Genomic DNA, 24,511 nt, shown 5'->3' with positions numbered 1-24,511 from the left:
ACCACCCGTCCAGCCCCCTCGGCCTGTGCTCTCACCGGCTTTTTGGACACCCGGCCAGCCTAGAGCCCGGCACTGACATACGCGCCGGACCTCGAAGACCGGCCCCCAATTGGACCCCTGCCGCTTACCCCGGGACATGTGTGCGGCATCCTTGTGACAGATCACACTGTTTGGACCGTCCGGCAAAATGGGCACCGGGTTCCCCTGGTACCAAGGGGGAACAAGATCCCCTGAGCAGGTCGACAAGGAGAGAACTCGTGGACGACGTTCTGCGGCGCAACCCGCTCTTCGCGGCACTCGACGACGAGCAGTCCGCGGAACTGCGCGCCTCCATGAGTGAGGTGACGCTCGCGCGTGGTGACTCCCTGTTCCACGAGGGCGACCCGGGCGACCGGCTCTACGCGGTCACCGAGGGCAAGGTGAAGCTCCACCGCACCTCCCCCGACGGCCGCGAGAACATGCTGGCCGTTCTCGGCCCCGGCGAACTCATCGGCGAGCTGTCGCTCTTCGACCCGGGCCCCCGCACGGCGACCGCCACCGCGCTGACCGAGGTCAAGCTGCTCGGCCTCGGCCACGGTGACCTCCAGCCCTGGCTGAGCGCGCGTCCCGAGGTGGCCTCCGCGCTCCTGCGCGCCATCGCGCGGCGTCTGCGCAGGACCAACGACCAGATGTCGGACCTGGTCTTCTCGGACGTGCCGGGCCGTGTGGCCCGCGCGCTGCTCGACCTCTCCCGCCGCTTCGGCGTGCAGTCCGAAGAGGGCATCCACGTCGTCCACGACCTCACGCAGGAGGAGCTGGCCCAGCTGGTCGGCGCCTCCCGCGAGACGGTCAACAAGGCCCTCGCGGACTTCGCCCAGCGCGGCTGGCTGCGCCTGGAGGCCCGCGCGGTGATCCTCCTGGACGTCGAGAGGCTCGCCAAGCGCTCGCGCTGAGCACGGATCGTCGTACGACGACGAAGGGCCCTGCCACACGGCAGGGCCCTTCTCGTTCCCCGACAAGCCGCCGGCCCGCAGGCGACGGACGACACCGCCGTGGACGAGACCCCACCGACCCTGGCCGGGCTCGGTCCCGTTCGGCCCCACACGGGCCGCTCAGGGCCGTAAATGAGCTGCCCGCGGGCCCGCCCCCCGGCACAGTGATCGCATGGCCGCCGAAACACTTCCCTCCATCGCCCCCAAGGGACTCGACGCCCAGGGCTACATCGAGCGCGAGGGCTCCCTCGGACGGATCCCGCCGCCCTTCCGCCCGGTCGTCGCCGCCGCGCGCGACCGGGTGCTGGACCTGTTCGGACCGAGGCTGCACAGCGCGTACCTCTACGGCTCGGTCCCGCGCGGCACCGCGCGCGTGGGCCGCAGCGACCTCGACCTCCTGCTCGCCCTCCGGGACGAGCCGACCGACGCGGACCGGGAGGGCGTACGAGAACTCGGGGAGGCGCTCGACAAGGAGTTCCCGCAGATCGACGGCGTCGGAACGTTGCTCTACAGCCGGGATCTCCTCCTGAGCGACGTGGAACGACACGACCTGGGCTGGTTCGTGGCCTGTCTGTGCACCCCGCTGCTCGGCGACGACCTGGCGGAGTACCTGCCCCGCTACCGCCCCGACTCCCTCCTGGCCCGCGAGACCAACGGCGACCTCGCCCTCCTGCTCCCCCGCTGGCGCGAACGGATCGAGGCGGCGGATGCGGACGAGACCCGGACCCGTCTCGTCCGCTTCATGTCGCGCCACCTGGTCCGCACCGCGTTCACCCTGGTCATGCCCCGCTGGAACGGCTGGACGAGCGACCTGCGAGAGATGGCGGAGGTCTTCGCCGCGTACTACCCGGACCGCGCCGACCGGCTGAGAACGGCGGCCGCCCTGGGCCACGCCCCGACCGCCGACACGGCCGTACTGCGCGCGTACGTCGACGACCTCGGCCCCTGGCTGGCAGCCGAGTACACGCGCGTGCACGGCACGAAGGCCCCTAGATGAGCCCGTGCTCCTCCAGATACTCCAGCTGGGCCCGCACCGACAGCTCGGCGGCCGGCCAGAGCGACCGGTCGACATCCGCGTACACGTGTTCTACGACGGCACCGGGCGTGCGGTATCCGTCCTCCACGGCCGTCTCGACCTGGGCGAGCCGGTGGGCCCGGTGGGCGAGATAGAACTCCACGGCACCCTGGGCGTCCTCCAGGACGGGCCCGTGGCCCGGCAGGACGGTGTGGACGCCGTCGTCGACCGTCAGGGACCTCAGCCGCCGCAGGGTGTCGAGATAGTCGCCCAGGCGGCCGTCGGGATGGGCCACGACGGTCGTACCGCGCCCGAGGACGGTGTCACCGGTCACGACGGCCTGATCGGCCGGGAGATGGAAGCACAGCGAGTCCGCGGTGTGCCCGGGAGTGGGCACGACCACGAGCTCCAGCCCGCCGACACGCACCACCTCCCCCGCGCCGAGCCCTTCCTCCCCCAGCCGCAGCGCGGGGTCGAGGGCCCGCACCTTGGTGCCGGTCAGCGCGGCGAAACGGACGGCGCCTTCGGCGTGGTCGGGGTGGCCGTGGGTGAGCAGCGTGAGCGCGACGCGCTTGCCGGCGGCCTCGGCGGTGTCGACGACGGCACGCAGATGTCCCTCGTCGAGCGGCCCGGGGTCGACCACGACCGCGAGCTCGGAGTCCGGCTCCGAGAGGATCCAGGTGTTGGTCCCGTCCAGGGTCATCGCGGAGGCGTTGGGGGCGAGGACGTTGACGGCCCGTGGGGTGGCGGGGCCCGAGAGGACCCCGCCCCGTGGCTGGCCGGGGAGGGCTGCGGCGTCGGTCATGCGGAGGCTCCACCGGTCGGGATGTGTTTGGTGAACTCGTCGTGCCCCGGCCAGGAGAGCACGATCTCGCCGTCCACCAGCCGGGCCTGCGCGAGCACAGGGGTCAGATCACGGCCGGGCGCGGCGGCCAGTGCGTCGGCCGCGCTGCCGTACGCGGTGAGCTGCCGCAGCGTGGCGATGGTGGGCGGCATCATCAGCAGCTCGCCCTTGTCGTAGCCGTCCGCCGCGTCCTGCGGCCGGATCCACACCGTACGGTCGGCCTCGGTGGAGGCGTTGCGGGTGCGCTGGCCCTGTGGGAGGGCGGCGACGAAGAACCACGTGTCATAGCGACGGGGTTCGAACTCGGGCGTGATCCAGCGCGTCCAGGCCCCGAGCAGATCCGACCGCAGCACGAGCCCCCGACGCTCCAGGAACTCCGCGAAGGACAGATCCCGCGCCACGAGAGCGGCCCGGTCCGCCTCCCACTCCGCGCCCGTGGTGTCACCGACCACCGACTCGGCCGTCGGCCCGGCGAGCAGGACGCCCGCCTCTTCGTACGTCTCCCGCACGGCCGCGCAGACGATCGCCTGAGCAGCCGTCTCGTCCACCCCGAGCCGAGCCGCCCACCACGCGCGCGTGGGGCCCGCCCAGTGGATCTGGTGCTCGTCGTCACGGGGGTCGACGCCACCGCCGGGATAGGCGTAGGCGCCGCCCGCGAAAGCCATCGAGGCCCGTCTGCGCAACATGTGCACGACGGTTCCGGCCGCCGTGTCCTTCAGCAGCATCACGGTGGCGGCCCGCCTGGGCACGGCCGGCCGAAGCGACCCGTCCGCGAGCGCGCGGATACGGTCCGGCCATTCCGCTGGGTACCACTGCCCGTTTGCCATGGCCGGAGGCTAACTCCTGACGGCCGGATGTTCGAGAGCAACCCCGACCAGCGGCTGGGCTGGGACGGGGCGCCTCAGGGGGTGCCGGGTCAGGTCGTGGGGCGGCTGCGGATCAGTTGTGGCTTGTCGCGCAGTTCCCCGCGGTGCCGCTGCGCTGGGCCTGAACCGGGCGCCTAGTCGGATGCCGGGTCAGGTTGCCGGGCGGCTGCGGGCCGGTGGGGGCTGTTCGCGCAGTTCCCCGCGCCCCTAGGGGGTTGCGGTCACCTGCGCCAGGACGGACCGTCGATCACCTTGCGCACCTCAACTGGCCGTTCGCCGGACCGCGCGCCACGATCCGGCCGTTGGCCGCGTACGGCGGGAAGGGGACGGGGTGGGGGGTGTCCGCCCGCAGCGGCCGGCGTCCGGCACCGAGCCCTTCTCAAAGGGACCGACCCACCCACCGAACCGCACGCGCTACCCAAGCCCCCACCGGACCGCAACAGGCCGCCGCAGGCACTCAGGGGCGCGGGGAACTGCGCAAAGGCGCCCGCCCCCACCGAACCCGCACCCAAAACCGAACCCGCACCCGGTCAACCCCCGGCCAGCTCCACCTGCACCTCGACCTCGACCGGCGCATCCAGCGGCAGCACAGCCACCCCCACCGCACTCCGCGCGTGCACACCCGCCTCGCCGAGCACCTCGCCCAGCAACTCGCTCGCGCCGTTGATCACACCCGGCTGCCCCGTGAAGTCCGCCGCGGACGCCACGAACCCCACGACCTTCACCACACGCGCGATCCGGTCCAGATCACCGGCCACGGACTTCACCGCCGCCAGCGCGTTCAGCGCACACGTACGGGCCAGCGCCTTCGCCTCCTCGGCCGTGACCTCCGCGCCCACCTTCCCGGTGACCGGAAGCTTGCCGTCGACCATGGGCAGCTGACCCGAGGTGTACACGTACACCCCGGACTGCACGGCCGGCTGGTACGCGGCCAGCGGCGGCACCACCGCCGGCAGCGTCAGCCCCAGCTCGGCGAGCCGCGCCTCGACCGCCCCGCCCTCACGCACGCTCACGCCGTCTTCTCCCGCTTCAGGTACGCCACCAGCTGCTCGGGGTTGTTCGGCCCGGGCACGACCTGCACGAGCTCCCACCCGTCCTCGCCCCAGGTGTCCAGAATCTGCTTCGTGGCGTGGACGAGCAGCGGCACGGTCGCGTATTCCCACTTCTTGGTCATGCGGCCGACTTTAGCCGCTGCTCACCCCCGGGTTTCAGCCGCTGTTCCCCACAGTCGGCACCCGCGTTATCCACAGCCACCTGCTTAGGTTCGCCGCCGACTGGTTACGCTCGAATACGTGAGCAGGCTCCAGGTCGTCAGCGGCAAGGGCGGGACCGGCAAGACCACGGTCGCCGCAGCCCTCGCGCTGGCCCTCGCCACCGAGGGGAAGCGGACGCTTCTCGTCGAGGTGGAGGGTCGCCAGGGAATCGCGCAGCTCTTCGAAACGGAGGCGCTGCCCTATGAGGAGCGGAAGATCGCCGTCGCTCCAGGGGGCGGGGAGGTGTACGCACTGGCCATCGACCCCGAACTGGCCCTTCTGGACTACCTCCAGATGTTCTACAAACTCGGCGGAGCCGGACGCGCCCTGAAGAAACTCGGCGCGATCGACTTCGCGACCACCATCGCGCCCGGCCTCAGAGACGTCCTGCTGACGGGCAAGGCGTGCGAGGCGGTCCGCCGTAAGGACAAGTCCGGCCGCTTCGCCTACGACTACGTCGTGATGGACGCGCCCCCCACGGGCCGTATCACCCGCTTCCTGAACGTCAACGACGAGGTCGCGGGACTCGCCAAGATCGGCCCGATACACAATCAGGCGCAGGCCGTGATGCGGGTGCTGAAGTCCAAGGAGACGGCCGTCCACCTGGTGACCCTCCTGGAGGAGATGCCCGTCCAGGAGACCGCGGACGGCATCGCCGAACTACGGGCCGCCCGTCTCCCCGTGGGCCGGATCATCGTGAACATGGTGCGCCCGGAGGTGTTGGACGGGGACGACCTGGAACTCGTACGGACGGTACGGCGTTCGGCCGTGGCGAAGGCGCTGTCCTCGGCCGGACTCGGCGGCGCCCGCCGCGGGGGCAACGCCGAGAAACTGGTCGACCCGCTGATCCAGCAGGCCGAGGAGTACGCCGAGCGGTACGACCTGGAGCACGAACAGCGCTCGGTTCTCGGCGAACTGGGGCTGCCGCTGCACGAACTGCCCTTGCTGACCGAGGGCATGGACCTGGCGGGTCTGTACGAACTGGCCACCGAGCTGCGGAAGCAGGGGATGTCATGAGCCCGGACGCCGACCGGTACGACCGAACGTCCCAGAATCCGCCCCCGGACCGCCACCACCGTCTCTCCCCCGCGCCCGTGCTCGGCCTCGACCCCCTGATCGACGATCCGAAGACCCGGATCGTGGTGTGCTGCGGCTCGGGCGGCGTCGGCAAGACCACGACCGCGGCGGCCCTCGGCCTGCGCGCCGCCGAGCGGGGCCGCAAGGTCGTCGTGCTCACCATCGACCCGGCACGCCGGCTCGCCCAGTCGATGGGCATCGACTCGCTGGACAACGTGCCACGCCGGGTGAAGGGCCTCGACGACTCCGCGAGCGGCGAACTGCACGCGATGATGCTCGACATGAAGCGCACCTTCGACGAGATCGTCGAGGCGCACGCGGACGCCGAGCGGGCGGCCACCATCCTGAGCAACCCCTTCTACCAGTCGCTCTCGGCGGGCTTCGCGGGCACGCAGGAGTACATGGCGATGGAGAAGCTCGGGCAGCTGCGGGCCCGGGACGAGTGGGACCTGATCGTCGTCGACACACCCCCCTCCCGTTCCGCCCTGGACTTCCTGGACGCGCCGAAGCGGCTCGGCTCCTTCCTCGACGGACGGCTCATCCGGCTGCTCACCGCCCCGGCCAAGCTCGGCGGACGGGCGGGGATGAAATTCCTGAACGTCGGGATGTCGATGATGACCGGCACCCTCGGCAAACTGCTGGGCGGTCAACTGCTCAAGGACGTCCAGACGTTCGTGGCCGCGATGGACACCACCTTCGGCGGGTTCCGCACGCGCGCGGACGCCACGTACAAGCTGCTCCAGGCGCCCGGGACGGCGTTCCTGGTGGTCGCGGCCCCGGAGCGGGACGCGCTGCGCGAGGCGGCGTACTTCGTGGAGCGGCTGGCCGCGGAGCGCATGCCGCTCGCCGGTCTGGTGCTCAACCGGGTCCACGGCAGCGGCGCCGACCGGCTCTCGGCCGAGCGGGCGCTCGCCGCCGCGGAAAACCTCGAAGCCGCCGAGAGTCCCGAATCGGTGGCACATCCCGAGGCCGTGGAAAATCTTGAAGAGCCCCGCATTGTCGATCAGGAGGGCGGGAAAGCTGGACTTCGTAACTCTCCCGACACGTACGGCAGTTCAGAATCTCCCGCTTCCGAGGCACCGGCTCCTGACGCAGGCTCCCCCGCCGACCCGAAGAACCCGAGCCCGGAGCGTACGGAGAGGCTCACCGCAGGCCTGCTGAGGCTGCACGCCGACCGTATGCAGCTGCTCTCCCGCGAGCAGCGCACGCGTGACCGCTTCACCGCGCTCCACCCCGAGGTGGCGGTGGCCGAAGTGGCCGCGCTGCCCGGCGATGTGCACGACCTCGCGGGGCTGCGGGACATCGGAAACCGGCTCGCGGCCGGGCGGCCGGAGCTGCCCGAGGCTGCCGTGGACTGACCCGAGGGGTGCTCCCCTCGGCGCCCCGATGCATGTCCTCCTCGGCGCCGGGGGTGTCCTCCTCAGCTCACCGCCGCGTAGCTCTCGTAGAGCTCGTCGTCCTCGAGGGGCAGGATGCCGACGCCCCTCTCGTACTCCGTGCGCGCGGTCTCCAGCAGCCTGCGCCACGAAGTGACGGTCGGCCGCCGGCGCAGCAATGCGCGGCGCTCGCGCTCCGTCATGCCTCCCCACACGCCGAACTCGACGCGGTTGTCCAGCGCGTCGGCGAGGCACTCCGTACGCACCGGACATCCGGTGCACACCGCCTTCGCCCGGTTCTGCGCTGCTCCTTGAACGAACAGTTCATCCGGATCGGTAGTGCGGCAGGCCGCCTGCGCACTCCAGTCGACTACCCAGCCCATACCGGCGCCGTCCTCTCCCGAATCGAGGCTCCCCCACGGCGGCAGCGGCATATTCACCGCCGCCAGTTGAGGACGTTACGGAAGGCAGGCACAGCGCAACACCCCCTTCGGGCCCAATCTTGAATGGCCCGAACGGACTATGCGTAAGCGGCAGATCACCCGGGGGAGTGAGCCCGCGACATACATGACTATCCCGGCAAACCAGGACACTTGTCTTGCGTCACAACGGGCACCTGATGACACACGAGGCGGATTCGGACACGTCCCCACCAAAAAAGTCGGGGAACATCCGGAACGATTCGGGGTCGCCGGACGTATTGATACGTGGCCCTACTGCTGTGACAGTTGAGAGCAGCTTAGGCCAACGCCTGTGCGCGTGTCCGGCGAATGAGAAGGTAGGGCGCTCCTGTCGCCATGCCCGCTCCGGCGCGGTCGTAGCCGCTTCCGTCGCGCTTCCGTCGCCATGCCGTGACACGGGCTCCCTCTTAACGCTCATGAGTACGGATTAGGCTGCCCCCTATGTCGAAGAAGCGCTCGGGCGGCGGTCTGTCGCCCACGCAGCAGGCCGCCAAGTTCCTCGGTGTCAGTGTTCTCGCGGGAGCGGTGATGGCCGGCATCGCGCTGCCCGCGGCCGGCGCGCTGGGGCTCGCGGCCAAGGGGTCGGTGGAGAGTTTCGACGAACTCCCGACGAACCTGAAGACCCCGCCGCTGAGCCAGCGCACCACGATCCTCGACAGCGAGGGCGGCACCATCGCCACGGTGTACTCGCGCGACCGCACGGTGGTCGACCTCAAGAACATCTCGCCGTACATGCAGAAGGCGATCGTCGCGATCGAGGACTCGCGCTTCTACCAGCACGGTGCGGTCGACCTGAAGGGCGTCCTGCGCGCGCTCAACAAGAACGCCCAGAGCGGCGGGGTCGCCCAGGGCGCCTCCACGCTGACGCAGCAGCTCGTGAAGAACGTCGCGGTGGAGGAGGCCGGTGACGACCCGACGAAGGTCGCCGAGGCCACCCAGCAGACCATCGGGCGCAAGATCCGCGAGCTGAAGTACGCGATCCAGCTCGAAGAGGAACTCGGCAAGCACAAGATCCTCGAGAACTACCTGAACATCACCTTCTTCGGCCAGCAGGCGTACGGCGTCGAGGCGGCCGCCCAGCGCTACTTCTCCCGGCACGCCAAGGACCTCAACCTGGAGCAGTCGGCGCTGCTCGCCGGCATCGTCCAGTCCCCGAGCCGCTACGACCCGGTCAACGACGAGGCCGAGGCGACCAAGCGGCGCAACACCGTGCTCCAGCGCATGGCCGAGGTCGGCGACGTCTCCCAGGCGGAGGCCGACAAGGCCAAGGAGCAGCCGCTGGGCCTCAAGGTCAGCAAGCCGAAGAACGGCTGCATCACGGCGGTCAAGGGCGCCGGCTTCTTCTGTGACTACGTCCGCCAGGTCTTCCTGACCGACCCGGTCTTCGGCAAGACCCAGGAGGCCCGGGCCAAGGTCTGGAACCAGGGCGGTCTGACGATCCGTACCACCATGGACCCGCAGTCCCAGAAGTCGGTGCAGAACTCCATCAAGGACCACGTCTACCAGGACGACCAGGTGGCCACCGCCGCGACCATCGTCCAGCCGGGCACCGGCAAGATCCTGGCGATGGGCCAGTCGCGGCCGTACGGCATCAACAACAAGAAGAACGAGACCACGCTCGACCTCTCGGTCGACCAGGACATGGGCGGCGGAGCGGGCTACCAGCCCGGTTCGACGTTCAAGCCGATCGTGGCCGCGGCTGCCATAGAGGGCGGCAAGCCGGCGACGCAGATCTATCCCTCGCCGTACAAGATGGACTACCCGGCCCCGGTCCAGGCGTGCAACGGCAAGGTCTGGAACGAGAAGGGTGTCTCGGTCTCCAACGAGAACGAGTCCGAGGTCGGGCCGTACGACATGAAGACCGCGACCGCGAAGTCGGTCAACACCTACTACGTGTCGTTGATCAGCGACATCGGCATCTGCCCGGTGACGGAGATGGCCGCCAAGATGGGCGTCGGGCGGGCGGACGGCGGCAAGATCCAGCAGGCCCCGTCGATCGCCCTGGGCACCCAGGAGGTGTCGCCGCTGACGATGGCGAACGCGTACGCGACCTTCGCCGCGCGCGGGATGTACTGCACCCCGGTCGCCATCGAGTCGATCACCCAGCGGGCCGGCGAGAAGTCGAAGTCCCTCCGGGTCCCGAAGTCGACCTGCTCGCGGGCGATGTCGGAGAACACCGCGGACACCATCAACACGCTCCTCAAGGGCGTCGTCGAGGACGGCACGGGCTCCGAGGCGGGCCTCGGCCCCAGCCGTGACAGCGCGGGCAAGACGGGTACGACCGACGAGCGCTACGCGGCCTGGTTCGTGGGCTACACGCCGAACATGGCCGGCGCGGTCTGGGTCGGTGACCCGGCGCACAAGCGCAAGATGCAGAACATCACCATCGGCGGCATCGGGTACGGAAAGGTCTTCGGTGGCAAGGTCCCCGGCCCGATCTGGCGCGACATGATGACCGGCGCGCTGGAGGGCAAGGACGCCCCGCAGTTCAATACCGTCTACATCCCGGACATGCCGAAGAAGGAAGACCCCGGCAAGGGCGACGACGGGGACAACGGTGACAACCGCGGGAACGACAACGGCGGCAACGACAACGGTGGGAACGACGGCGGAGACGACGGCAACACCACCTTCCCGACGCCGACCTTCTCGATCCCGGAGAACTTCATCCAGGGCACGACCAACGGAAACAGCAACGGGAACGGGAACGGGGGCGGGCGCGGCTGACGCCCGCAGGCGTACCCACAGATGAGAGCCCGGTCCCGCTGATCATGCGGGACCGGGCTCTCGTCTGTGGGTACGCCTGGCGGGGCGGAGGGGCGCTCAGCCGGCCAGGAGCTTCTTCACCGCGGCGGCGACCCGGCCGCCCTCGGCGAGGCCCGCGACCTTCGGGTTCACGATCTTCATGACGGCACCCATGGCCCGCGGCCCCTCGGCCCCGGCCGCCTTCGCCTCCTCGACGGCCTGGGCGACGATGTCGTTCAGCTCCTCGTCGCTGAGCTGCTTGGGCAGGTACTCGGCGAGGACGCCGCCCTCCGCCTTCTCCCGCTCTGCGGACTCGGCGCGACCACCCTGGGCGAAGGCGTCCGCGGCCTCACGGCGCTTCTTCGCCTCCTTGGCGATCACCTTCAGGACCTCGGCGTCGGACAGCTCGCGCTTCTCCTTGCCCGCGACCTCCTCGTTGGTGATCGCGGCGAGCGTCATCCGGAGCGTCGAGGAGCGCAGCTCGTCACGCCCCTTGATCGCGACGTTGAGGTCTTCCTGCAGCTTCGACTTGAGCGTGGTCATGGGTTTGATTGTCGCAGGTGCGGGGGGAGGGGGCGGTCGGTTTTTTGGGCGGGGGTGGGGGTGGCCGGACTTGCGGGGTGGGGGTGGGGGTGGCCGGACTTGCCGGGTGGGGGTGGGGGTGGCCGGACTTGCCGGGTGGGGGTGGGGGTGGCCGGACTTGCCGGGTGGGGGTGGGGGTGGGGCGTGCCTCGCGTTGTGGGCTGGTGGGGGGCCGGCCTTGTGGGACTGCGGACGCCGGGATTACGGGAGGGTGGGGGCCGGCCTTGTGGGACTGCGGACGCCGGCATTACGGGACAGTGGGCTTCCGGCATTACGGGACGCTGGACGCCCGGTCAAGGATGTCCTCGTGATCTGACACGATGGAGACATGCGCGCGCGATACGGAGTCCCCTTGGGAATCGCGGCGGTTGGCGCCGCCGGCCTCGTCTATTCGGCGGGGTTCGAAGCCCGTTCCTTCCGGCTGCGGCGAGTGACGGTCCCCGTCCTGCCGTCCGGCATGCGCCCACTGCGGGTGCTCCAGATCTCCGACATCCACATGGTCGGCGGCCAGCGCAAGAAGCAGCGATGGCTGCGCTCGCTCGCGGGCCTGCACCCCGACTTCGTGATCAACACGGGCGACAACCTGTCGGACCCGGAGGGCGTGCCTGAGGTTCTGGACGCACTGGGCCCGCTGATGGAGTTCCCGGGCGCGTACGTCTTCGGCTCCAACGACTACTACGGCCCCAAATTCCGTAACCCCGCCCGCTACCTGTACGAAAAGGCCCAGGGCCGCCACGGCCTGAACGGCAACGCGCCCGCCGTAGGGGTCGTCCACAACCCGTGGGAGAACCTGCGGGACGGCTTCGACGCGGCGGGCTGGCAGAACCTCACGAACACGCGGGGCATGCTGAAAATCGAGGGCGTGTCGGTGGAGCTGACCGGCCTGGACGACCCACACATCAAGCGGGACCGTTACGCCGAGGTGGCCGGCGGCCCGTCGGGTGCGGCCGACTTCTCGATGGGCGTGGTGCACGCCCCATACCTCCGCGTCCTGGACGCCTTCACCGCCGACGCCTACCCGCTGATCCTCGCCGGCCACACCCACGGCGGCCAGCTCTGCCTCCCCTTCTACGGCGCCTTCGTCACCAACTGCGATCTGGACACGGACCGCGTGAAGGGTCTGTCCACGCACGCGGTGGAGGGCCACAGGTCGTACCTGCACGTGTCGGCGGGCTGCGGCACGAACCGCTACACACCGGTGCGGTTCGCGTGCCCGCCGGAGGTGACGTTGCTGACGCTGGTGGGCCGGGAGTAGTCGTACGGGAAGGTGTCCGGGGAGTGTGGCATTAACCCGCACGGCCCGCCCGTATCGCCCCTTTTGTCGTGTCTGTCTAGCGTGAGGGCATGACCACGCCCATACCGCGGGACATCCCGGACCTCCCCGCCCTTCCGGGCATGCCCACGTTCCTGCCCTCGCCCGTCCCCGCCACGGCGGTGGTGGCTCCCGTACGCCATCCCGTGGCCGCCGCCTTCCGCGTGCTGGTGGCACTGGTGGCCGCGGGGGCCGTGACCGTCGAACTGCTCCTGAGCAGCGTGGTCCGCACCCTGAGCTATTTCTCGATCCAGAGCACGATCCTGCTGGCGATGGTGCTCCTGCTGTCGGCCCGCAGAGCGTGGAGCGCCCGCCGCCCCCTGCCGTCCGCCCTGACGGGTGCGGCCCTCCTCTACGTCACGATCACGGCCCTGGTGCACCACCTGCTGCTGGCGAACGCGGCAAGCCCCTTCTCCCTGACGGGCGAGGCGGCGAACCCGACGGGCTGGCACGCGGTGACCGCCCACCTCCTGAACACGGCGATCCCCGCGGCGGCGCTGGCGGACTGGCTCCTGCTGACGCCGGGCCGTCGCCTGCACCTGCGCCAGGCAGCGACGTGGCTGCTGTACCCGCTGGCGTACCTGCTGTTCTCCTTCACCCGAGGCGAACTGATCCCTCCAGGCACCGGCGGCCGCTACCTCTACCCCTTCCTGGACGTGGACCACCACGGCTACAAGAACGTCCTCGGCAACGCCCTCCTCCTCGGCCTCTCCTTCTACGCCCTCGCGATCCTCCTGGTAGCCCTGGACCACGCCCGCCCGAACCCCACCCGCCACCGCGGCAAAACCGGATTTCGTCTCCAGCCACCGGTGGGCTAAAGTAAACGACGTCGCCGCGATGAGCAGCGACGATCGGGGTGTAGCGCAGCTTGGCAGCGCGCTTCGTTCGGGACGAAGAGGTCGTGGGTTCAAATCCCGCCACCCCGACAGCTGAAACACCAGGTCAGGGCCGATGCTGAGAGATCAGCATCGGCCCTGAACTATTCTCCAGGGACTCTCTGGAGAAATCCTGGAGAAGATCTTGGAAATCGTCTCCAGACCGGTGCCCTACCCGCGAGCCCTCAGCAGCGCATCCAGAGCAGCCACGGGCGAGCCGGGGTTCATCGCTCGGCGCGCGCCCAACGCCTCCTCCCACATCCCGGTGAGCGCGGTCATGAGCGCCTGCCGCATCCCGGCGGTGATGTGGTCATAGCGGGACTGCACCGAGCCGTCCTCGTGCCCCATGCGTTCGTCCATCAGCTTCGGCGGGGTCCCCACCTCTCTCATCAGGGTCTTGTGCGTATGGCGCAGCCCGTGCGGCGTCAGCCCCGGAGCGATCGGCACCCAGCACGCCTCAGCCCGCTTGGAGGCTCCTCGTCCACGTGCGGGAATCCCGGGCCATGGCTCAGCGACCACCGGCACAGGGTGCTCTTCCTGATTGCCGCGTCCGGGGTACCGTCCCGTGGCGGCAGGTCGAAAGAGCCACGTGGCGAAGCCCGAGCGCCGCCAGTGTGGGGCCAACTCCCCCGATCCCGCGTTACGGACGTAGCCGAGATCGGTCATGGCCTCCAGCACGTTCAGTCGAGTCGGCTCCGCCACCGCGTCCGGGCGGCTGAGGACGTTGGAGACCGTGCCGGTCGAGACGCCGGCGCGGCGAGCCACGTCGACCAGTTTCGCTCCCGGGCGGCTCGCAGAGCCGTTGGCGGCGCCGTGACCACGGAAGACGTAGGCCAGTCCGTGACACTCGCAAGGCTTCGGTTTCGTCCGGGCGATGTGGCTCGCAACCAGCGCGGCGAGGAAGTCCGGAGCGTCGATGTCCCGGTAGGAGTCGTCCTTGGGCGGGCAACGATGCAGTTCGCCGGTATCCAGCTCGTAGAGCTGCCACTCCACGCGAATGCTCTTCGGCCGGACGAACTCGGTCTGAAGGCCAACGATCTCGCCCCAGCGCATGCCCGTGTAGCCCTTGAGGATGCCGCCAACGAACTCATCGTCCCGGCCGGATAGCAGCGCCATCCGCTCGGCAAGCAGCAAAATGCCGAGCGCTGTGGTGACCGCCTTCTCCGGGCCGCGGTTGCGGGAGCGGCCGGCGCGCTTCCCTCGTCCGCGCCGCTTGGTTGCCGGGTTGGAATCCCGCAGTCCCTCGTCAACGGCGTCGGCAAGGATCAGGTGCAGGGTCGCCCGCCATGTCTTGACGCTGGTAGCCGCATAGGGAACGGCGCGTTCGCGCTTCTCCCAAGCGGCAATGTCGGTGCTCAGGATGTCCGCGATGGCGAAATCCTCGAACGCGGGGAGCAAGTGCTCTTCGATGTGCCGCCGGTAGTTCTGCATGGTGGACGCCGCCAAGTCCTGCGCGGCGTACCAGCGGTTCACGTAGGCACCGAAAGTGATCCGCTCGGGAGGCGCCTTCTTCGTTCCGGCCAGCAGCTTCGCTTCTTCGGCGTCCGCCGCCTTCTTTGCCGCTGCCTTGGTCCGGAAGCGAATGGCGTCACCATCGGCATCGCGCACAGTGGCGTACTTGCCGGGCGCGAGCTTGTACCGGCCGCGCCAGTAGCTGCCAAGGTTCTCGGCGTAACCCAACTTGCTCTCCCTATCGGCGGGGTTGCCGCCCGGCTGGAGAGCCGGGCGGCATACGGAATCAGGCTGCGGTGGACTGCGATTGGCCGTGTCGTGCCCTGCGGGGGGGCCTTGCCTTCAGCGGGGTAACGGACACCGCGGTGGCCGCCCGGCGGTGCGCTGCTTGTGAGACTGGTACGGCAGCGCTGCTGCTTCCGGTGGGACGGCTCTCGAAGATGCGCGTTATCTCTGCAACGTGCTCAGCCGTGAACCGGTAGCTGCCTCCGGGCTTGGTAAAGGGAATGCGTCCCCTGCGGGCCTGTTCCTTCACCCACCACTCGGAGCAACGGAGAGCTTGGGCAACATCCGCAGCGGAGTAGAGCTGAGGCAAGTCAGTGATTTTCTGACGCACTTTCATGTCTCCTCTTGGGCTGGCTTCGAGGGTTCCGACGCTTGGACCTGTCCGAGGTTGGGATTTCTGCGTCACAGCGTCACGTGCGTCATTCAGGCTTCTGACCTGGGGGAATCCGTGACACACCAGTGCGGGGGTGCGTCACCTGCGTCACCTGCGTCACGGTGGCGTGACGCAGGTGACGCAGGTGACGCAGACGGATTGGCTCTGCGTCACGCTCTTTCCGGCTGGTCAGGGGCCGTTTTCCGTCTCGTGTGACGCAGGTGACGCAGCGCTCCCCTACTTAGGAAAAGAGAGGGGGTGGGGTCTGTTGTTGTGCGCGGCTCAGAGCGCGAAGAAGGAGCCGCTGCGCGGCGCGTCCTTCGGGCGGTGCTGCGCACCGAACAGCAAGAGGAGCACCCGTCGCCGCGTCGGGGCGGGTGCTCTTCTTGCTGCTGTGGGGTGACCTCGCGTTCAGAACGCGGGCTCCTGTTGCGGCCCGGGTGCCGGTGCGGGTTCGGTGAGCTCGATGTAGCGGGCCTCGCGGGTGCGTCCCCAGTCCACCATCAGGCCGCGGGCGGCGAGGGTGGGCTGAAGGCGCTTGAGCCGGTCGGAGAGGACCTTGCCGGTGGTCGGCCAGCCCTTGGGCAGCGGGCGGCAGTCCTCGCCGCTGTAGAGCCGAGTGAGGAGGTGCAGCCACTCCGCGGACGTCATCCGCTCCTGTGTCCCGGCGGGCATGCCGGCCGCGTACTGGAGGACGGTCTGCGCGAGCAGGTCGCCCTCGATGACGTCGTCGTTGAGGTCGTCCAGCCCGGCCCGGTAGGCCGCCAGAGCTCCGAGGCCCATCGCCGCGTCGAGCTGTGCGCACAGGTGGGCGAAGTCCGCCATCCGCAGGTCGGTCGGCGTTACGGCGGTGGCGGCGCGGACCTTGACGGTCAAATCGAGCAGGGAGCCGAGCATGACGGGCAGGGCTTCGGCGTACTCCGTCCACAGCTCCGCTTCGGTGCGCCGCACCTTCGGGCGTTCGAGGCGGAGCGGGAGGAGGCGTTCGGCGAGGTCGGGGCGGATGACGCCGACGTCGATGCCGGTCAGGAGCAGGGGTCGGCGGTAGCGGGCGCGGAAGACGTCTCCGTCGGTGAACAGGGCGCGCTTGACGCTCTCGGCTCCGGTGACGATGCAGCACATGGCGTCGGACAGGTCCGGGGTCATGTGGGAGAGGTTGTCCAGCGCGGTGACCCATCCCGCGGCCACGGCCGCGATCAGGTTGTCCTCGTCCTTCGGGGCCCGGCGCAGGTCGCCGGTCATGCCCTCGATGAGCCGGATCAGCATCCGCCCCCCGGTGGACTTGCCCGCGCCCTGGGGCCCGGTCAGGAAGGGGGCGGGGACCGGCACGGAGGGTTCCAGGCAGCCGACCAGCCAGGCCATGGCCAGGCACTCCGTCTCAGCATTGGCGAAGTTGCACAGCCGAAACAGCGCGTCGATGCCTTTGCCGTTGGTGTCCTTGACGGGCAGGGGCAGTTCGCCGGTGAGCTGGGTGCGCCGCCAGCACACCTCTGCCGGGTCGGGGACGGCGATGTCCCAGCCGGTGGGGTGGATGCGCACGGACTGGCCGTCGTTGCGGCCCAGGTCCAGCCAGGTGGCCCCGTCAAAGCCGGGGGCGACGCGGATGTGGACGGGCTGGACCTGCTCGGTGAGGGCGAGTGCTTCGATCAAGTCGAGTGCCTCCTTCATCGCGGTGCCGTTGAACGTGCCGAGCCCGTCCCTGAACAGGCCGACCATGAGTTCTTGGCGGTGGCTTCCGGTGGTGCCCTGGGAGCGGATCGGGCGGGCCACGGGGTGGCCCTTGCGCTGGGCGTAGACGGTGCCCTCCGCGGTGCGGAAGTAGCGGAAGCGCTCTTGCGCGTAGTCCGCGATGACCTTCCGGGCCGGGTTCTTGTCGTCGTCTTCCATGCTCAAAGCCCCAACCGGGTGCGTGCGTTGGTCCACGCCTCGGTGCAGTGCCGAGGCGTCTCGCCCTTGGCCTGAGCGGCGGTGAACAGGCGGGCGATGTGATCCTCGGTGAGGCAGCCGCACCGGCTGTGCGTCGAGAGCACGGCCAGGAAGGTGCGATAGACGGTGGCGTGGATTGCGCTACGGGCCTCGGTGATGCGCTGCTCCGCCATGGCAATGCCACGCTCCAGGTAGGCGGGGGTGCGGTGGCGGCATTCCCCTCCCCCGACCGGCGCGACAACCCTGACGGGCACGGGGGCCTCGGGCTTGGCTGCGGTGAGCAAGCGCACCACGTCGGGCAGCGCCGCCAGGGTGCCGGTACCGGACCCGAGCCAGCGGGCGTAGGCCATCGTGGACTTGATGTCCACGCCGGGCCGCACGCCGTTGGCCGACGGCATCGTCCCGAGGTAGAGCCAGTGCTCGCCGCGGGTCGTGAGCACGATCCGCGTGGCGGGCAGGGTCTCGCGGGCCCACGCGATGGCGTCGGCGTTGTCGCAGTCCACGACCGTCAGGCCGGCGCCGCCGGGGTGGTAGGCGATCGCCGCGGCGCCTTGCCATGCGCTCGCCCATGCCGGCGAGGTGATGACGCTGGTGTCGGTGGTGGCGGCGGCCCAGCCGTGGCAGGGGGCGCGACAGGTGCAGGGGCCGGGGGTTTTCATGTGTGGGCGCCCGCCGCACGAGGTGTACAGGCACGCGGGGCAGTTGGCGAAGGGCACCTTGCCCTTGCGCAGGGGCAGGACGGGCAGCCCCTCGGCCGCGAGCTGGAGGGCGGTGCGCAGGTGGTTGTTCACGCTGCCACCTCCGACGTCCGGGAAGCGAGTAGGGCGAGGGCTCGGCGGATGTCGGTGGGTTGGGTCATGCTGGTTGTCTCCAGTTCCTTGATGGTGACTGGCTGGACAAGGGCGGCCCCGCTTCTTTGGCGAGAGTGGGGGGCCGCCCTTGGCGTAGCTACTTCTTCGAAAAGAGCTTGAGCGTGATGCCGCCGACGCCGACGGGTCCGGCGGCGCCGGCGATGACGGTGGCGGTGTGGGCGGCGATGTCGAGCAGCCATGCGAGGGCGGCGACCAGTCCCCAGCCACCGATGACGACCGCGCCGGCGATCGCGAACGGGTAGGCCAGGCGCCGCCACGGGAACGCCGCGGTGGTGTTGTCCTGGACGACGAAGACGACGGGTTGTCCGGTGGCCTGTGCGCGGTGGTAGGCGTCGGCGGGGATGTGCGGGGCTAAGACTCCGGGCGGTTCACGGTGCTCCATCAGGTGTGTCCTTCCGGTGTGCCGGGACAGGCGAGCGCCCGCCGGGAGGGTTCCGGCGGGCGCCCACGTGGTGACGGTGTGTGGTTGTAGTGGGGTGTCGTTACTGGGTACTGGGTAGTGGGGTCCTCAGTAGAAAAGCGCTGTTGGCGCTACTGGGGCATCTACTGGGGTGGTCTAGTGGGTAGTGGGGTGTGCCCCACTACCCACTATCCGGTAGCTGTGCGTGACCGGCTGTCAGGTGTGGTCGGGGTGGACGTAGACCGAGTGCGGTCCGTTGTCCCGGTAGACCAACTCGCCCCGTTCGACGGCTTGCTGAAGCCCAGCACGAACGGTCTTGCGGTCCTTGCCGACCAGATCCGCGACGGCGGACGGCTTCATGCCCACCGCGCCGGCGTCGGCGATCGCCGCGATCGCGTCCGCGAGCCATTCCGGCCCCGCCCCGCCCTGCGGTGCGGGCGCACTGTCGTCGGCCCGCAGCGCGGACAGGTTCAGCCCCCGCCGCTCCGGCCGTTCCCGCTCCGGGCGCGGTGCCGGGGCGGACTGGCCGGGTTCGTCGGTGGTGCCGAACTGTGCGTCGATCTCGCGCATGAGTGCATCCGCGAGCCGATCCACCTCCGAGCCGGCCCCCGCCTGCGTGGCGGGAGTGTCGTCCTGTTCGTCGCGCAGGGCGGACAGGTTGAGCCCGGACCGCCCGCCCTCACCGCCGCTTCGACCGGTGGGGATGGGGGTGGTGTCGGGGTTGCCCATCCAGGCGATGCGGTCGCCGTCCCAACGCCGCGCGTATGCCTCGCCGGCAGCCTTGGCGGACACCGTGTCGAGGGTGGGATGACGCTCCGAGGTGGCGGCGACGATCTCGCGGATCTGGTGGGGCAGGACCCGCCACGTCTTGAACAACGCGGCCGGCGATTCGGGTGTGCTCATGAACCCGGCCCCCTTGTAGGGGGCCTGTTCGGTGCGCAGGCCGCGGGTGCCGGGGAACATCTTGGACAGGTCCATGCCCTCGGTCTCGCCGCCGGTCAGGGCGACGCGCACCTTGGCCTCGCGGCGGATCATCAGGTTGCCCAGCACACTGCCGGTGGCCCCGAGTGCGGTGAGCACGGTGCGGACGCCCATGGAGCGGGCGATGCGGATGACTTCCAGGATCTTCTCCGCGAGCTTGCGCATCCGCCGGTCGGTGGAGACCAGGATCTCCGCACCCTCGTCGATCAGCAGCATGATCTGCGGGATGCCCGCGCTGACCGGCAGCAGGTCGGTGTTGTTGCGGTGCATGAGTTCCTGGTAGGCGGTCTTGCGATACCGGGCCACCGCCAAAGCGGTGTCCAGCATCAACAGCGCCTCCTCATACGTGGACGCCAACCAGTCGATCCCGGGCCGCCAGCGCCGCTCGCCCTGCTCCGGTTGGTGGTTGAGGGCGGGCAGGACCCAGGGCAGTCCGGCCGATCCGGCGTTGAGGTCGATCACCCACGGCAGGATGTCCGTGGCACGGGCGAACCCGGCCAGGATGGCGTGGACCATGTTCGTCTTGCCCGACCCGGTCGGCCCGACCACCAGCGCGCACTGCTCGCGCAGGAACGCGAGGATCTCGTCGGCGTTGGTGCGGTATCCCCACGGGATGCCGGTCAGCACCGAGAGCGGCCCGTAGTCGGTGGGATAGGTGCGTTCCTCCATGAGGACGTTGACCGTGGCCACGTCGATCAGGGCCCGGCCCTGGTGGACGCCGGGAGAGGCGGTGGCAGTGCAGCCGTGCGGCAGATGCGCATCCGCCGACAACACTGCTGACCGCTTGCTGATCTGGTCGTAGGTGGCGCCGCCGGGCAGTTCGGCGTCGATGGTGAACCCGGTGCCTGCGGCCCACTTCTCCACGGCGAGGATGTGCAGGCGGATGCCGCAGATCCTTTGGATCCGCTCCGCCCACTCCTCCGCGATCGCCCGCCGTTCGGCGGACAACTCCGCTGCCACGGCCCGCTGTTCTGCGGCGAGCGCCTCGCTTTCGCGGGCTTCCTCGTACAGGTTCGTGGACCGGGTGGCGGTGGCCATGCCGACCCCGATGGCGGCCAGCGAGCCCAGTGCTTGCCAGGTCAGGGGCCCGTTGGTGACGGCCCATGTGGTCCATCCGGCGCCGATGAGCCAGGAGGCGGCGCGGGCGGCGATGGTGCGGCCCGCGTTCTTGAGGCGGATGCCGGCGGCGGTGTGGCCGATGGCTCCGGTCGCGCCCACCGCCAGCGCCCAGCCGGGCGGCATGCTGGTGGCGGCGCCGGTGGTGGCGACGGCGAACATGCCGGTGGTGGCGGACAGGGCGCCGGTGATGGGTCCGTGGCCGGCTGCCCAGTCCCACACCGGGCCACCCTGAGCCGCATCCGTCTTGCCGTCGTTGTTGGTCTGTTTGGTCATGGTGGCCTCGGTGGTCATGGTTAGACGTTCCAGCCCTTCTCGGCCTCGGTGCCGTTGCGGGGTTCCTCGTGGCGGGCGATGTCCTGCTCGTGGACCCGCCGGAACAGCGGGACGAGGGTTTCGGCGGCGTCGACGGCGTTGAGCAGGGTGCGGTGGATGTCGTCGAACCCGGCGGCCACGTCCTTCTCGAAGGCGAACTCCTCGTCGGAGCGTTCGGCCAGGATGCGGAAGGTGTTGGCGATCGACAGCATGGCCGTGGGCAGGTTGTCGATCATCGCGAGAACTTCCATGTTCCCGTCGGGGTCGTAGGTGCGGGCCGCGTTCTCCATCTCCGCCGCGGCCTCTTCGAACTTGAAACCAGACACGCTGATGGCCTCCTGAACAGCCGAAAGAATCGTCGGGATGAGCGAGGCGGGACGCTCGACGCGGTCCCCGATCTCCTGCGGGTTGCCGTCCGCGGCGGCTTCTTCCGCTGCCCGGGTGGCGCGGATCTGTTCGTCACGGGCCGCCCGCTTGGCGCGTGCGGCCGCAACGAGCCGCGCGTACAGGCGCCGCCCGGGGTGGATGAGCGCCCGCCACCCGAGCTTCTTGCCGATCGGTGTGGTCAGGCAGCCCAGCACTCCGGCGGCACCGCCAGCCAGGGCGGCGAGCAGGCGCCGTCCCTGAAAGCGGGCCGCCGACTTCAGCAACCCCCAGCGCGCCTTACGGCGGGCAGGGGCCTTACGCACCTGATCGCGCTTGGCGGCGACCTGCGTCCCGGTGGCTCGGTCACGAGCGGCGCGGGCCTTGTTGACCAGGGCGCGGCTGCCGGCGGCGGCCTTTCCCGCGGCCCAGCCGCCCGCACGCCCCAACAGGCCACGCGAGGCGGCCTTGTTGGCGCGGTTGGTGGCCCGTGCGTTACGGCGGGCGTCGGCGACCTGGCGCCGCGCGGCGGTGGTCTGCTGCCGGGCCGCGGCCCGGGTCGGCGACTGCTTGCGGCTGCTGTTGCGCAGCGCGCGTACCTGCCCCAACCGCCCGGCCCCGGAACCGGCCGCACCGGAGCCGGACGCACTTGAGCGGGGCGTGGGACGACCGCCCCCGCCCTGACGGCCTGCGCCGCCACGGCCGCCGGACCGCAGGCCCAAGCCCCCCGTGCCGCTACCGGTGCGGGACTTGCCGCCGGAGCCGCGCCCACGACCGCGCCCCCCGGAGAACAGGCCGGAGCCACCGCCGGAGCGCGAAGCGGACGTGCGCGAGGCGTTGCGCCGGTGGCCGGAGCCGGCCGAACCACGGCCACCACCGTTTCCGGTGTTGGTGCGGCGGCGGGCACGGATCGCAGCCGTGGTGCCCACGACGGCGGCGCCGCCCGCGGCCACCGCGAGCGCGACCGGCCCGCCGCCCACCAGGGCGACGGTACTGACCGCGCCCACCGCGCCGTTTGTACCGGCCAGAGTCAACGGCAGGACCGGGATACCGCCAGGCGTGTGCGCCAACTCCCGCTCAGTAGAAGGGGTTTGGCTCTGTTGGGTGGGTGGGGTGGTGGGTTGGGGTGGGGGTTGGGTGATAGCCGGGTGGGCTACCGGTTCGGTGGTGGTCTCGGTCATGCTGAGAGCACTCCTTCATGGAGGAGAGCAGGGCCCGGACGCGTGCTTTCCAGGGCTGAGCGTCCGGGCCCTGCGCATGGGGGAAATGGGCTGGTCAGAGCCGGTTGGGCTCGAGGGAGAAGAAGACGACCGTGGCGCCCCGCAGCGCGGGGTGGCCGGCGGTGACCTCCTGGTAGATCTCCTGGTAGGCGTCCTCGCGGGTAGCGCCGGGGCGAGGGGTGTAGGTGCCGCTGCGGGTCGTGGAGACCACACCGGGCTTGTCCACGGACAGCACCCAAAACAGCGGGCCCGGCCCGCTGGCGCCGGTGGGGTGGACGGTGCTCATGTCGGCCTCCTGGCTCACCTGGTGCGGTGGTCGGGGTGGTGGGTGGCTATCTCCTGCCAGCGGCGGCTTTCCGCAGCTCCCGCGTGCGTCAGCCGTACCTGGAAGTCACAGCCCGCCTGCGTGCAGCGGTGGGTGGTCGTCGACCACGCATCCACCAGGCGGAACAGCAGGCTGGAGAAGGTGGTCAGACACGACAGGCAGCAGGCCAGCAACAGCGCGAGCGGCACGCTGTAGCCGGCCAGCCGCACGCCGATGGCGACGGACAGGGCCGTACTGACGGCGACGGCCGCCGACACGGCGAGGCGCCGGCGGCGGATGGATGAGGTGTTCACCAGGGAAGTTCCCTTCCAGACAGGAGGGTTCAGGGTGGTGTGCTGGGGTCAGCTCGCCGGGTCTGCACCGGGTCTGCGAACGTGCCGCTCGCCGGGGCTCATCGGGTCTGCTTCACTGGTGCTCGACTGCTTCCGGCAGTCGCAACGAGGGCCAGCCCAATTGGCGTGGGCTGGTCCTCATTGATGTTTGCCGGACGCTGCTTTACGGCTGCGCGTCCTCCGCGTCGATCAGCGCGGCGTACGCCTTGCGCACCCGCTCTTCCTTCGCGGAGAACCCCGCCGCGCGGTACGCGGCCAGCGCCTTGCGGTAGGACAGCGGGGGGTTCTCGGAGTGGCGCAGCCACCGCAGCACGACGGTGAGCTGTTCCTCGCTCAGCGGCTCACCCGGCGCGGGGGTGTCCACCCCTGCCACGGCCGCCACCTGCGCCAGTGCCGACCAGTCCAGGGGAGTGTGTCCCCCGCCCTGCGAGGCGGGAAGTTCGGGCACGCGGGACACGGGCCTGACCTGGGGGGACACAGGGGACACACCCGGGGACACGCCCCCGTCCGACCACTGACCCAGCACCCGGGCCAGGTCCTCGTCAGAGAACAGCTCAGGAATCTCCTGCGGGGTGCCGTCGACCGGGTGTTCGGCGGTCAGCTTGGTCAGCTTCTCGGCTGCCTCGTGGCGCACCTTCTGTGCCTGGCCGCGGGCCCGGTGCTCCTCGCGCTCCAGCACGGCCGCGGTGGTCTGCCGGTCGGTCTTGGCGCGGGTGACCGCGCGGCCGATCGCCACCTGGTCCCGCGTCGCGCTGCGCACCGCATCGATCTGCGCTTGCGCCGCGGGAGAGATCCGGGTGGCGTCCCGCTCCACCGCCATGATCAGCGTGGCCTTGGCGGCGGCCGGGACCACGGCCCCGATGACAGCGACGACCGCGGTGGCGTAGAGCAGGCCGTGGGTGAACAGCACACCGACCGAGGTCACGAGGAACAGCCAGCCCAGCGCGGTGGGCAGCGTCGCCTTGGAGCCCTGGCGGCGATGCGCGGTCTCCATGGCCAGCGCGTACAGCCACACCGCGTCGTAGATCCCGGCCACCGTGTAGGCGAGCGGTCCCGGGGCCTGGTGGGAGAGGATCTGCCCCACCGCATAGACCGTCCAGCCCAGCGACAGGCCGGTCAGCCCCGCTGGCAGACTCCAGTGCACCGCCCGGTGGGCGGCCTTCTTCCAGTCCAT

Annotated in this window: 23 protein-coding genes and 1 tRNA gene; 8 read left to right on the top strand and 16 right to left on the bottom strand. The window is 70.2% G+C overall.

The annotated features are described in order from the left end of the window. The first annotated feature begins 257 nt into the window (after positions 1–257). Both ACZ39I_RS22895 and ACZ39I_RS22890 read left to right on the top strand, forming a co-directional pair. Complete coding sequence (locus ACZ39I_RS22895; protein ID WP_007383667.1) at positions 258–932, top strand: Crp/Fnr family transcriptional regulator; 675 nt, start codon at positions 258–260, stop codon at positions 930–932. 211 nt (positions 933–1,143) lie between these two features. After that, positions 1,144–1,968, top strand: coding sequence for a nucleotidyltransferase domain-containing protein (locus ACZ39I_RS22890; protein WP_467246163.1), 825 nt, complete (start codon positions 1,144–1,146; stop codon positions 1,966–1,968). Here ACZ39I_RS22890 and ACZ39I_RS22885 read toward each other — a convergent pair. From ACZ39I_RS22885 to ACZ39I_RS22870, 4 genes are all read right to left on the bottom strand, one after another. Continuing rightward, on the bottom strand, positions 1,961–2,791 hold the full coding sequence (locus tag ACZ39I_RS22885) for an MBL fold metallo-hydrolase (RefSeq protein WP_467246162.1): 831 nt from the start codon (positions 2,789–2,791) through the stop codon (positions 1,961–1,963). The two genes, ACZ39I_RS22890 and ACZ39I_RS22885, sit on opposite strands and share 8 nt — an antisense overlap. Beyond that, positions 2,788–3,657 (bottom strand): NUDIX hydrolase, encoded by an 870-nt coding sequence (locus ACZ39I_RS22880; protein ID WP_467246161.1) that lies wholly within the window; start codon positions 3,655–3,657, stop codon positions 2,788–2,790. The genes ACZ39I_RS22885 and ACZ39I_RS22880 overlap by 4 nt, the downstream gene beginning before the upstream one ends. Before the next feature lie 569 nt (positions 3,658–4,226). Further along, positions 4,227–4,703 (bottom strand): RidA family protein, encoded by a 477-nt coding sequence (locus tag ACZ39I_RS22875; RefSeq protein WP_352388064.1) that lies wholly within the window; start codon positions 4,701–4,703, stop codon positions 4,227–4,229. Positions 4,704–4,705: 2 nt separating this feature from the next. Continuing rightward, positions 4,706–4,870, bottom strand: coding sequence for a DUF4177 domain-containing protein (locus ACZ39I_RS22870; RefSeq protein ID WP_086724107.1), 165 nt, complete (start codon positions 4,868–4,870; stop codon positions 4,706–4,708). Positions 4,871–4,988: 118 nt separating this feature from the next. Here ACZ39I_RS22870 and bagA point away from each other — a divergent pair, with 118 nt between their 5' ends. Then, complete coding sequence (gene bagA / locus ACZ39I_RS22865) at positions 4,989–5,966, top strand: ATPase BagA (protein WP_352387787.1); 978 nt, start codon at positions 4,989–4,991, stop codon at positions 5,964–5,966. Further along, entirely contained in the window at positions 5,963–7,384 is a 1,422-nt protein-coding gene (bagB, locus tag ACZ39I_RS22860) for an ATPase BagB (protein WP_467246160.1), read from the top strand. Before bagA ends, bagB begins: the two co-directional genes overlap by 4 nt. Before the next feature lie 62 nt (positions 7,385–7,446). Here bagB and wblA read toward each other — a convergent pair whose 3' ends face one another. Further along, positions 7,447–7,785 carry a transcriptional regulator WblA gene (gene wblA, locus ACZ39I_RS22855; protein WP_451473088.1) on the bottom strand — a complete coding sequence of 113 codons (339 nt, stop codon included), beginning with the start codon at positions 7,783–7,785 and terminating at the stop codon, positions 7,447–7,449. Positions 7,786–8,304: 519 nt separating this feature from the next. Between wblA and ACZ39I_RS22850 the strand changes: the two genes are divergently transcribed. Further along, positions 8,305–10,590, top strand: a complete 2,286-nt coding sequence (locus ACZ39I_RS22850) for a transglycosylase domain-containing protein (protein WP_467246159.1) — start codon at positions 8,305–8,307, stop codon at positions 10,588–10,590. 96 nt (positions 10,591–10,686) lie between these two features. On the opposite strand, the gene ACZ39I_RS22845 is transcribed toward ACZ39I_RS22850, so the two are convergent. Beyond that, positions 10,687–11,151: a GatB/YqeY domain-containing protein gene (locus ACZ39I_RS22845; protein ID WP_352387780.1), complete on the bottom strand. Its 465-nt coding sequence runs from the start codon at positions 11,149–11,151 to the stop codon at positions 10,687–10,689. 367 nt (positions 11,152–11,518) lie between these two features. Here ACZ39I_RS22845 and ACZ39I_RS22840 point away from each other — a divergent pair, with 367 nt between their 5' ends. The 3 genes from ACZ39I_RS22840 (at position 11,519) to ACZ39I_RS22830 (ending at position 13,428) form a co-directional block, all read left to right on the top strand. Then, complete coding sequence (locus ACZ39I_RS22840) at positions 11,519–12,445, top strand: metallophosphoesterase (protein ID WP_467246158.1); 927 nt, start codon at positions 11,519–11,521, stop codon at positions 12,443–12,445. A gap of 89 nt (positions 12,446–12,534) precedes the next feature. After that, on the top strand, positions 12,535–13,320 hold the full coding sequence (locus tag ACZ39I_RS22835) for a Pr6Pr family membrane protein (protein ID WP_467246157.1): 786 nt from the start codon (positions 12,535–12,537) through the stop codon (positions 13,318–13,320). Positions 13,321–13,354: 34 nt separating this feature from the next. Beyond that, a tRNA-Pro gene (locus tag ACZ39I_RS22830) sits at positions 13,355–13,428 on the top strand. 120 nt (positions 13,429–13,548) lie between these two features. Here the strand turns inward: ACZ39I_RS22830 and ACZ39I_RS22825 are convergent. From ACZ39I_RS22825 to ACZ39I_RS22780, 10 genes are all read right to left on the bottom strand, one after another. Beyond that, on the bottom strand, positions 13,549–15,057 hold the full coding sequence (locus ACZ39I_RS22825; RefSeq protein WP_467246156.1) for a tyrosine-type recombinase/integrase: 1,509 nt from the start codon (positions 15,055–15,057) through the stop codon (positions 13,549–13,551). Positions 15,058–15,115: 58 nt separating this feature from the next. Further along, the gene (locus ACZ39I_RS22820; protein ID WP_467246155.1) at positions 15,116–15,451 is read right to left on the bottom strand and encodes a helix-turn-helix domain-containing protein; all 336 of its coding nucleotides are present in this window, start codon (positions 15,449–15,451) and stop codon (positions 15,116–15,118) included. Between the two features lie 447 nt (positions 15,452–15,898). Beyond that, positions 15,899–17,374: an ATP-binding protein gene (locus ACZ39I_RS22815; RefSeq protein ID WP_467246154.1), complete on the bottom strand. Its 1,476-nt coding sequence runs from the start codon at positions 17,372–17,374 to the stop codon at positions 15,899–15,901. A 2-nt stretch (positions 17,375–17,376) separates the two neighbouring features. Continuing rightward, the gene (locus ACZ39I_RS22810; protein WP_467246153.1) at positions 17,377–18,204 is read right to left on the bottom strand and encodes a bifunctional DNA primase/polymerase; all 828 of its coding nucleotides are present in this window, start codon (positions 18,202–18,204) and stop codon (positions 17,377–17,379) included. A gap of 157 nt (positions 18,205–18,361) precedes the next feature. Then, positions 18,362–18,667, bottom strand: a complete 306-nt coding sequence (locus tag ACZ39I_RS22805; protein ID WP_467246152.1) for a hypothetical protein — start codon at positions 18,665–18,667, stop codon at positions 18,362–18,364. A 234-nt stretch (positions 18,668–18,901) separates the two neighbouring features. After that, positions 18,902–21,076: a hypothetical protein gene (locus tag ACZ39I_RS22800; protein WP_467246151.1), complete on the bottom strand. Its 2,175-nt coding sequence runs from the start codon at positions 21,074–21,076 to the stop codon at positions 18,902–18,904. A 2-nt stretch (positions 21,077–21,078) separates the two neighbouring features. Then, on the bottom strand, positions 21,079–22,467 hold the full coding sequence (locus tag ACZ39I_RS22795; protein WP_467246150.1) for a hypothetical protein: 1,389 nt from the start codon (positions 22,465–22,467) through the stop codon (positions 21,079–21,081). Between the two features lie 268 nt (positions 22,468–22,735). Continuing rightward, on the bottom strand, positions 22,736–22,966 hold the full coding sequence (locus tag ACZ39I_RS22790; protein WP_467246149.1) for a hypothetical protein: 231 nt from the start codon (positions 22,964–22,966) through the stop codon (positions 22,736–22,738). Positions 22,967–22,980: 14 nt separating this feature from the next. Further along, complete coding sequence (locus ACZ39I_RS22785) at positions 22,981–23,298, bottom strand: hypothetical protein (RefSeq protein WP_467246148.1); 318 nt, start codon at positions 23,296–23,298, stop codon at positions 22,981–22,983. 202 nt (positions 23,299–23,500) lie between these two features. Continuing rightward, entirely contained in the window at positions 23,501–24,511 is a 1,011-nt protein-coding gene (locus ACZ39I_RS22780; protein WP_467246147.1) for a hypothetical protein, read from the bottom strand.

The organism is Streptomyces sp. NPDC024687 (assembly GCF_055559055.1).
The sequence above is the reverse complement of the archived record's forward strand: the minus strand, read 5'-3'. Positions and strand labels throughout refer to the sequence as shown.